At 30.3% G+C, this 11,932-nt stretch carries 3 protein-coding genes; all 3 read right to left on the bottom strand.

Translation table 11 applies throughout. The annotated features are described in order from the left end of the window. Positions 1–1,876, bottom strand: a 1,876-nt coding sequence (locus ACRDBA_RS00695) for a TIM-barrel domain-containing protein (RefSeq protein WP_438571030.1), incomplete at its 3' end; no start/stop codon positions are given. Positions 1,877–2,363: 487 nt separating this feature from the next. Next, positions 2,364–7,400 carry a glycoside hydrolase family 2 TIM barrel-domain containing protein gene (locus ACRDBA_RS00690; protein WP_438571029.1) on the bottom strand — a complete coding sequence of 1,679 codons (5,037 nt, stop codon included), beginning with the start codon at positions 7,398–7,400 and terminating at the stop codon, positions 2,364–2,366. 25 nt (positions 7,401–7,425) lie between these two features. After that, on the bottom strand, positions 7,426–11,932 hold a 4,507-nt coding region (locus tag ACRDBA_RS00685; RefSeq protein WP_438571028.1), incomplete at its 5' end, for a discoidin domain-containing protein.

The raw sequence follows: 11,932 nt of genomic DNA, 5'->3' as shown, positions 1-11,932 counted from the left end.
TACCATCACCAGCAGTATCTTGATATACTGGAGCAACTAACATATTAGGTCCCCACATATATTGATATTGAGTTTTAGTTCCGTAAGTAAACTTATTTGGATATTCAAGCATCATAGCTCTAATCATTGGTTTACCTGTTACTGCTTCATTAGCAATAGTGTATATATATGGCATCATTTCAGCCTTCATTTTTAAATACATTCTATTAATAGAAGCATAAGGCTCACCATGATTAAATGGAGTTTTATCAGTCATAGAATCACTTGTCCAACCATCCATATCTATTTGAATTGGAGTAAATGCTTTCCATTGGAAATCTCTAGTTTGAATTATTTTATTTTGACCAAAGATACCATCCATATCAGATCCTACATTTGGATTACCTGATAAACCAGATCCTATATATGTTGGTATATGGAATCTAATATATTCCCAATCTCCACCAGTTTGGTCACCTGACCATAATCCAGCATATCTTTGAGTTCCAGCCCATCCATCTAATGAGAATACAAATGGTCTTGCTCTATCTTTAGAATTCTTTTCTATTCCTTCAGCAGCTTGTCTTACTGAATTAAGCGCAAATGAATATCCAGGTCCAACCCATGCAACGTCAGTTTTAACTGCATTAGTTCCTGATACACCTACTTCTTTATCTATATCTCTTTCTAAGTATGGAACCTTATCTCCAGTTGGTTTTAATGAACTTTCAGTCCAAAGACCAGTTTGAACTCCCTTACTTCTTGTATAATCTACAAATTCTTTTAAATTTTCTATATTTCCATCTATTGAATCAGCTCTTCCGTAACCACATCCATAACCATCATTTGGCATAAAGTATCCAAGTGGCATATCATTTTCAACATGCATATCTAGGATATTTTTAGCATCTACCATTAATGATTCTTGTCTATTATATCCTGGCTTTGGTGTTTGAGATTGCTTTCCTGTTTCATCATTAACCCAGTCTCTTGAGAAACAATCTAAGTGACCTAAGTAGAATCCATATTCAGGTAATAGTAATGGATTACCTGTTAACTCTGTAAATTGACCAATTATATTTTCAGGAGCCTCATCAACAAAGTAATAAGCATCAAATCTTTTTTCTTCATGAGATGTAACTACTTTATCTTTTTGAGTAGATGAGAACGCATATTCACCTGGTTTAAACGTATGTCTCATTACACCATATCCATTTGTTGACCAATAGAATGGTGTTGGACTTGCAACTCCACCATCAACCCAGTTATTTGTATTTTTAATTTGAATTGTCTTATTCTTATGTGAGAAACGTCCATTTTGCATTCCTCCACCAAAGAAGAATTCATCTTCGTTAGTTTCAAGAGTTTGAACTGTTGAGTTATATTTATACTTTAATGCTTCTGCTTCTTTCCAAATTGTTTTATTAGTTAACTTATTAATTAACTCCATTTTTCCAGTAGCTTTTTCCATTTTTAAAAGAACTGAATCAGTTGATATTTCAAGGAATTCACCATCTACAACTGAAGGTGCTACATTTTCATATTCTGCTTCAGTTTTTGCAATAATCTTAGTTATTTCATTTTCCTTATTTGGAGTTGGATCTTCTTGGAACTCACCTGTTGGATCCATGTATAATCTAAATACCTTATCGTTTAAGAATGATAAACGAACATATTCACCTGTTGTCATTTTAATAGTAACTTTGTTTCCAGATTGGTCAAAGCTTTCTACAGCTCCAATATAATTGTAACCATCATTTTCTTCTACTACTTGTACATCATTTGCTAGTGATAATATTGGTTCTGCATAAATTGTACTTGTTGTTGCTAAATTTGATACTACCATAGTGCTTAAAACGACTGCTGCAATCATTTTTACTAACATTCTTTTTTTCATATCGTTACCTCCCAAATTAAGTTATATATACAGCATTACCCTTGTCTAAAATCTACATAAGACCTTATATTTCAACAAAGATAATGTTTACATGATTATAGTACATTCTTTTTCATATATTGTCAAATTAATTATTTTATGTAATTATTTTAATTTTATTACATAAAAGTATATTATTTTATTAATTGTTATTTTCTAAGTTGTAAAATTATTAACTTTTTTAAATTATACTTAAAAGGACTTTAAGTAATTATTAGAATAAATTACTATTTATTCCATTGTAAAGTTTTACTTTACAATTCAATATTTTAATTATTTTAAACTTTTATCTGTAAAAAGTTTACTTAAATGTATATAATTTATATTAAATCTATTTTTTAGGATACAAAACTCTAATATATAAATAAAAAGGATGTAACCATTTTCTGACTACATCCTTTTCAAATTATAATTTATTTTTTCTAATTATCTATAATACTTAACTTATCTATTTTAAGCTTCTTACATTTATTGAAACAGGCTTAGATTCTTCACCATTTTTATATTTAGCAGTAACCTTGAATCCATAAATAGAATTACTTCTTAATCCTTGGACTAAATATTCAGTATTATCTGCAGGTACACTACAAAGAATCTTACCATCTTTATAGATTACATATTCCTCTAAACCAATAACTTCTTTTGAAGGGTTCCATGTTAGCTTTAAGGAACTATTAGTTACTTCAGAAGCTCTTAAATTACTTGGTTTTGAAACTATGATATTTTCTTCCTTTTCTAAAGCTTTCACAAACATTGCATTAGCCCAGTCAGCATGGTCTCCACCATTTCCATTTCCTCCATTAGTAATAACTAATTTTAGTTCTTTTTTACCGTCGATATTGACTTGAACAAATTTTTGTGGTGTATGGGCTTTCATTAATCCACTATCATAAACTTTTTCTCCATCTACATGAACTTCAAAGGTAACTGAAGGACTATCCCCTCCAATTTCTTGGTCAACACCTACAAATGATTCAAAATACTTATATCCCTCTTCTGGAATATTGTAAATAATGGTTGAATTAGCATGGCTTCCTAATCCTTTATCATAGAAAACTCTTCCTACTTCATCTCTTAAAGATATTTTGTTTCCATCAGTACTTCTATCTCTTTCTACATTTGCCCAATCAGTTTGAGCATAACTCCATTCTAAATCACTTAAATAATCACCTTTAGTAACATTTACTTTTACAGAAATATCTACGTTTGTATTATAAACATTTGCAATACCATTAATTATTACTTCTCCTTCTTTTGAAAAGTCCTTATTAGATATATCTTCCCATGTTACCTTTGCATTTTCTTTAGTATTATCAGTATAATTAACCTCTATTGTACTTGGTAATATTGGTTTTACTCCAACTAAAGTATTAAATTCAACATTATCAAATGGAAGAATATCTTTTACTGAAACCTTTGCTAATACTTCAATTTCTGTTCCAACACTTCTTCCTTTAACTACAAAGTCTCCTACATTATTATAATCATCATCTAAAATATCTTCCCAAACTACATTAACCTCTTCTTTAATACCATTAGTTAATTCTAACTTAACTTTTTCTGGTAAAGTAGGTTTTACTCCCTTTAAAGTTCCAACACTAACAGATTGGTTTTCTTTTACTGAATAAGGAAGTTCCTTAGCGTTTTCTTCCATAGGGTTTTGTGTACTTAAATCAATAGGTCTCATTGTAAATTTATAATTATATTCTTTATTTGGATAAAGCATTGCATAATCACGAGGTTTAGATCCCCAACTATCATCACCAGCAACACCTGTTTGCTTATGATTTAATGTTACTACTACATTATCATCTTTATTAAGCTCATAAGTATGTCTCTTAGATGATAATTCATTTTGAGTATATGGAAGAGCAGAAAACTCCATTACATTATCTGCTGATACTTGTAGCCCAACTCCACTATCGTTAGTTAATGTAAGCCATCTTACATCAGTTTTATTGCCTGTTTCTGAAGGTTTAATATAAGGGAAGAATTGATCTTCTACTAAACTATCATAAACATCAACTGGTGACCCTAAATTTCTATCAATATAGTTTTCCCCTGGACCTCTACCATACCATTTTATATTTTTGTATTCCTCAGGCATTTTAAATTCCATACCTATTGTAGGTATAATTGGAAGAGTATCAGAACCTGGATTTAAAGTAGATGATATTGAAATAGAACCATCTCCATAAACTTGGATAACATTTTTATATGAGGATTTAATTGTAGTAGCTAAAGTCATATCTACTTCTATAGTAGTAACTTTTTCTGTATTACTTACCTTTACATCATCTATAGTTCTATTTTCTCTAGCCTTTTTCCAAACAGTTGATGCCATTCCATTATTTCTATCATTATCTGTTGGAGCTCTCCAAAAATCTGGTTCTATTGGAGATACTATTAAATCTTTTCCATCTACTTTATAAGTATCAATGCTTCCCTCTTCCTTATTAAAGCCGATTTCAAAATTCTTTCCTGTTACTTTAATAGTTTTATCATCTTCATTAACATCTAGTGCTTCCATCTTTTCAATATCAACAAATTCTTTTTTAAACTCACTAAAGTTTACTTTAAATTGTTCAAATGCAATTTCATAACCTTCTTCCTTCCACTTTGAATCCTCTTTAAGCTTAAATCCTACATTTAACCAATATTCAGATGTATTTTCTATATTTTCTGGAGTAGTAAATGGAATCACAACTTCCTTTGTTTCCCTAGGATTAATATCTACATTCATAATTCCACTTTCTATTTCTTCTCCATCCTTATTTAATTCCCAAACTAAGTCATACTCACTTAAATTGTTAAATAAGAATTCATTTTCAATTGATATTACACCATTTACTAAATCAACTTCATTAAATTCTACATCTTGGAAGTGATATCTAACATCATCTAATGCAGGTTTTGGAGTTCTATCTGCTGCTAAAATACCATTAGCACAGAAGTTACCATTATTAGGTTTATCTCCCCAATCTCCACCATAAGCTAAATATTCTCCACCTTCGCTTACATTTTTACCATTTTCAAAATCCATCCATAATACTGAATTTTTATCAGGTGTTCTTTCAGTATCATTTAATTCTTCCTTTGTAAGCGCCTTATCATATACTCTTACAGAATCTATAATCATATTACTTCTTCTTCCTGTTTCTGCATCTCCACCAATAGATATTGGATAATTATTTGATGCAATTCCACCTGTATGATTTTTTTCACCAACTAATTTTCCATCTATATATAGTTTTAACTTTTCTCCATCATAAGTTCCTGCTACATGATGCCATTTATTTTTCCAATCACTTGGTACATCCTTAGTTTTAACTGAAACCCAAGTTTTTCCGTCAAAAACAAAGAACTCTAGCTCATTTCCATAAACATCACCATTTTCTTTTAACGCAAATTGACTATCTCCCTTTGCAACTATAACACTTGGACTATTTCCACCTAAAGGCTTAACCCAAGCTTCTAAAGTTAAATCATTTGTTAAGTTTAACTTTTTATCATTTGACATAGTCATGTAACCCTTCATTCCTTTGCCATCTTTACCTTCTGTAAATTCACCACCACTTAATGTTCCTTCAAATTTATTTTCACTTGAATCAACAGCTACATATTTTTCTGGAATAGGAGTATAAATTGATTGATCTACCCAGTCCCAAATAAATCCTCCTGCTAAAGCATCATACTTTTCAAACATTTCCATATATTCAGCTAGTCCACCTGTACTATTACCCATAGAATGTGAAAACTCTCTTAATACAAAAGGTTTTTCTCTTCCTGATAATGCATAGTTTTCTATTGATTTAGGACTAGAATACATAAAGCTTACCATATCAGATGCTTCATCATTTCCTCCACTTCCTTCATCTTGATAATGAACAGGTCTTGATGGCTCATTTTCATGTATCCAATCTTTCATTTTTATATGATTTGTTCCCTTACCAGCTTCATTTCCTAATGACCAAATAACTACTGAAGGATGATTTTTATCTCTTTCAACCATACTCTTAACACGGTCAATACAGTTTGCTGTCCATCTTGGATCATTTGTTGGTAATATATCAGTTGCTCCATTAGATTCGATATTTGCTTCATCCATTACATATAGTCCATATTCATCACATAACTCATATAATGCTGGATTACTTGGGAAGTGAGCAGTTCTTATACCATTGATATTGCTTGATTTCATTAATTCTATATCATAAATCATAGTTTCAATATCTACAGCTCTTCCATCTCTAGGGTCAGTTTCTACACGATTTACACCCTTAAATACTATCGGCTTACCATTTATAAGCATTTCTTTTCCATCTACTTTAAATTCTCTAAATCCAACCTTAGTATTTACTGCTTCTAACTCATTTCCATCCTTGTCCTTTAAGCTTAAAACTAAAGTATATAAGTTTGGCTTTTCAGCAGACCATTTTTTAGGATTTTCTATTTCAATCTTTTCATTTAAAACTACTCTCGTAGCCTTATCATTAAATTTCTCTTCATTAGTGAAGTCAGTTGTCATATTAATAGGAGTATCTAATACCTTATTATACTCATCATCATAAAGCATAGCTTCAACAGTATAAGTATCCTTGCTATTTATATAATTAGATAAATCTACTTCTAATTGAAGCTCTGCATTTTTATATTCATCATCTAATTCAGTAACAACTTCAAAGTCATTCATTCTTACTTCTGGAGTTGAATATATAAATACATCTCTAAAAATACCACTTAATCTAATAAAGTCTTGATCTTCAAGCCAGCTACCATCAGACCATCTATAAACTTCTACTGAAATATCATTTTCACCTGGTTTTAAATAGTCAGTTATATCATAATCCTTAGCAGTATAACTATCTTCACCATAACCTACATATTCTCCATTAATCCAAATATAAATTGCTGATTCTACACCTTGGAATGATAAATAAACTCTTCTATCCTTTGTCCAATCTTCTGGAACTTCAAAGCTTCTTTTATATGAACCAACTGGATTGAATTCAGTTGGAGCAAATGGTGCTTCTGGAGTTTCTACATCTGTCCATGGATAAATATTATTAGTATATATTATTTGATCATAACCTTGTGTTTGCCAGTTACCAGGAACTTGGATTTTGTCCCAGTTACTAGTATCATAATCATTTTTATAAAAATCCTTTTCTCTTTCACTTGGCTTATTAGCAAAGCTAAAGCTCCACTCACCATTAAGAAGCTTATGATATTTCGAATCTACCCTAACACCTCTTTCAGCTATAGGCTTTTTAGCATCTTCTAATGCAGCTTCACTACTTTCGTAAGATACAAATGTTGCATGAGCCTCTTCTCTATTTACTTCAAAAATTTCCGGATTACCATTCCACTCCGATGACTCCTGTGTATCCGCATTAACCTTATTTGAAATACTTAAAAGCAATTCATTTCCTGAAACTAAAACCATTGATGTTGCTAATAAAACAGCAATAAACCTTCTCTTCATTTCTCTCTCACCTTTCTTTTTTAAATTAATTTAATATTTTAAATGTTACAAACTCTAATTCATAATCATTTATAAATCCATCCTTGTTCAAATCAAATTCCTTTGCCTTATTCCACTGGTCGCTACTACTAGACTCATTAATACCATGTAACTTTGATACTATTGATAAATCTCCTATATCAAATCTACCATTCTTATTTAAATCTCCAGTTAAACTTCCTATTAATAATGATTCAAACCTTCCTATAGCATTATTTAGATCTTCAATAGCCTTTTCTATATGAATCTTTGTAGCATCTTTATCTTCATAAATTCTTTTAGCTACTTCTAATGATTTATTTAATTCATTTTTAGATCCTATATGGTAATTTCCTTCATTGAAACCTTCTAGAGAATTATTTAATAAATCATTTACTTCATCAATTACTATTTTTAAAGGTTCTTTATCTACTTCTTCCTTTACAACCTTTACATTAGCAGTAATTTTTATATCTATATCTTTTATAACACCACTAACTGTAAATTCTCCTTCTTTCTCATATAAAGATTCATCGATTTCTTCCCATATAGCTATACCAGTTCTTATATTTTCTGAATCTAATGTTACTCTAACTTCATTAGGTAAATTTGGTTTTACTCCTACAGTAGTGTCAATATTTATTCCATCTACTAAAGCCTTATAAATATTAATTTCTGCTGCTGAAGCATGACCACCGTAACTGTCTAAAACTTCAAACTTAACAAACCTTGCCTTAGTTTGATTAAACTTTATAGTCTTTTCTGTCTTATCCTTTGCTAAGGTTCCATTTTCTTTTACTAACTTAAAGTTTTCTCCATCTTCACTTGTATAAAGATTGTATTTATATATATCGCCATTAGAATTTGAATCCTGTCTAGGTAAATATCTAAATTCTTCAACATTATAAGTTCCACCTAAGTCATAAATTAAATAATAAGGTTTTTGTGGTAACCCTGCACTTGTCCAATTTGTATGCCATATTGTATTTGGATCTCCATCTAAAACATTACTAGCTCCATTATTTCCACCAACTAATTCTTCACTGCTAGCCTTTGCCTTAATTAAGTTTTGTGGAATTTTCTTCTCTTCCCCATTAGAATCTAATTCATAAATATTTATTTCTGAAGCAGTTGCATAATCGCCCAATCCATCTATACACTCAAGTTTAATATATGATGCATTTATAGCTTCAAAGTTTGTTTGCTTTTCTTCTTTGTTATTTGCCCAAACACCCTCTTCTTCTATTTTAGTAAAGTTCTTACCATCTTCACTTACATAAACATTGTATTTCAATATTCTTCCATTAGTAGATCCATCCTGTCTTGGAAGATAATTAAGTTTACTAATTTTATAGCTTTTATCTAATGATAAAACTATATCTTGTGGTAGATTTTCACTTGTTGGTGTCCATTGTGAATGCCACATTGTATCTTTAATTCCATCAATAGTATTAAGAGCTTTGTTATCTCTATCTATAGTTTCTTCACTATTAGTTACAACACTCATTTGATTTTGAGGTATTTTTTCAACACCTGCGATATCCTTACCATAAACCTCAAGTTCTCTTATTGCAGGAACTTCTAATACTCCACCATTTAATTTGTCTATTGTTATTCTTACATATCTAACCCAATTTTCTGAATAATTATCTGGAAGCATATTTTGACCTGATGCTATTGACTTAAGGACTTCCTTCCAATTTTTATTATCATCAGAAACCTCTATTTTATAAGAATAATATACGCTATCTTTTCCCCATAAAATCTTTGAACCTGTAATGTTATAAAGCTTACATAAATCTACAGTTATCCATTCAACGCCATCTGTTTCTGCTCTCCACATAGAGCTAGTGTCAGCATCAATTGCTTTATTAGGTTCTCTTCCTTCTATATTACTACTAGCAAATGCTTCTTTTCCTAATGCAACATTTACTCTTTTTTCATCTTCTACTAAATCTCCGCCACCTTCTTCATTTCCATAAACAGTTAACTCACTTAATTCACTAAAGTCTTTGCTATTACCTTCCATTAACACCCTTATATATCTTCCATAGGATGCAAATTTAAATAATTCTTTATCATTAAATTTATTATCTGTTCCCTTATATAGGCTAATCCAATTTTCATTATCCTTTGATACTTGAATAGTATAATTTTTAGACTTATTAGTAGTTTTCCAATCTAGCTTAAGCCCTAAAATATTTCTATTTTCTCCTAAATCTATAGTAATCCATTGGTTTTCTCCTTCTAAAGGTTTCCATAATGAATTTTTATCGCCATCATTTACTTTTGATGCTTCAAACCCTTCTAATTCACTACTACATAAAACTTCTTTATTTAAACCAATATTTTTTCCATAGATAGCTGATTCATCTACATCTGATCCACCTGGAACAAAGTTTTCATTTACTGGTTTTGTTTTTATAACAACATTTCCATTTTCTACTCCATCAGCTGTTGCTACTATATTTATATCTCCAGCAGTATTTGTAGATTGAATAAATACTGGTGCTATTCCACCTTCAACCTTAACAGGGTTTGCATTGCTTCTTTCTTCAGCATTTCCTATAAGTTTTCCTTCACCATAAACATTTAATGATATTAAATCAGAATAATTTGATACTATATTTCCATTTTCATCTCTTACAGAAGCATAACCTATAATTACATCTGATCCATCAGCTAACAAATCTCTTTCTGCATTTGTAAAATCAATTTCAACATGATGAGGTTCTCCTGGTGTATTAACTTCGTATTCTGCAACTACTTCACCATTTATTATTCCCTCTGCCTTTAAGTTTCCAGCTTTCCATGGTACATTCTTAAAAGTAAAAGTAGGATGTGCAATATGCTCAAATCCCTCATCTGGATTTCTTATTTCTATTAATTCATCATTTAAATATAACTTAACTTGCTCACAATTACTGAATACGTTTACATCTTTTGGAGATGATTCCATCCAATAATTAGCTATAAATACCATAGGCCCTGAATCCACCCCATCTTGAATTAACTCAGGATTTCTTTGACTTTGTAAATAGTAATAATTAAACTTCTCATATCTATCTCTATCAACTATACCTGAAAAGGCAGTTTCATTTTCAGTTCCTCTATTATAGTCATTGTAACTCCATAAGGCATATCCACTTATTCTTTTATTTGCATTTAATCCACACCAATCAAAATAACCATTTCCATTTAAGGCATTTTGTCTTGAATAACATGAATTAATCATATCTAATTCACCAACTGATCTTACTGATCTATAACCTTCAGGTGAATCTGCTTTTTCACTCCATTCATCTCCCCACTCTCTAGTTAATAGAGGCTTATCTGAAGTATCAATTTCCTTATAATTTACATCATAAATTTCCTTTCCATAGGATGTATAATCTGATGCTGCATAACATTGATCTCCTGGGTATTCTTCATGAGTAGCATCATATGCAGCTTGTGCAAATTCTCTAGACATCCAAGTTTCATTTAAACTTGATTCCCATAAAACTAAAGAAGGATGATTTCTATCTCTTCTAACCATTTCTCTTACAGCTTGAATAGCTCTTTCTTGGAATACTGAATCTCCAAATGTTTGCCAACCTGGTATTGGTTCTATTACAACAATACCTAATTCATCACATGCATCTAAAAATGATTTAGCTGGAGGATAATGTCCTGTTCTAACCATATTAAATCCAGCATCTTTTATTTGTTTTGCATCATCATATTGAAGTGAATCTGGTGCTGCATTTCCAATATAAAGATATTCTTGATGTCTATTTACACCATTTAAGAATATATGCTCATCATTAATAAAGAATCCTCTATCATTAGTAAACTCTATCCTTCTAATACCTATTTTAGTTTCTACAGTATCTATGATTTCATCATTGATTTTTACTAAAGTTTTTAAGGTATATAAGTTAGGATCATATGTTGTCCATAAATCTGGATTTATAACTTCAATAACTTGCTTAAATGTATTATCAGTTCCCTTTAAAATATTAGCTTTTTCAGATGTATTACTAGCTACTACTTCACCGGATTTATTAATAATTTCTGTTGTAACATAGGCTTTTTTATCTTCAGCATAATCATTTTTTACATTTGTGGTTACATTTACTACAGCATTTTCTTTACTTACTTCTGGATATGTTACAAAAACTCCACCATCACCAACTTTATCAGCTAAAATAGAATCCGTTACATATACTTTATCTGTTAAATAAAGGTTTACATTTCTATATAAACCACCATAATATAAAAAGTCTAACACATTTTGTGGTTTTCCTGGTGGCGTTTGAGGATCATTTGAGTTATCAAGCTTTACTGCAATAACATTATTGCCCTCAAAATTTATAAATTCAGATATATCTACTGTAAATGGTAAATAACCACCATAATGCTTAGTAATATTTTTACCATTTATAAATACTTCTGTATTACCCATTGCTCCTTCAAATTCAACAAAAACTTTTTTCCCTTCATAGGATTTATCTAAAGTAAAATCTCTCCTA

The sequence above is a fragment of the Clostridium sp. genome (assembly GCF_051654825.1).
In the GTDB taxonomy this organism is placed as follows: domain Bacteria; phylum Bacillota; class Clostridia; order Clostridiales; family Clostridiaceae; genus Clostridium.
This window is presented reverse-complemented; position numbering and strand designations above follow the sequence as displayed.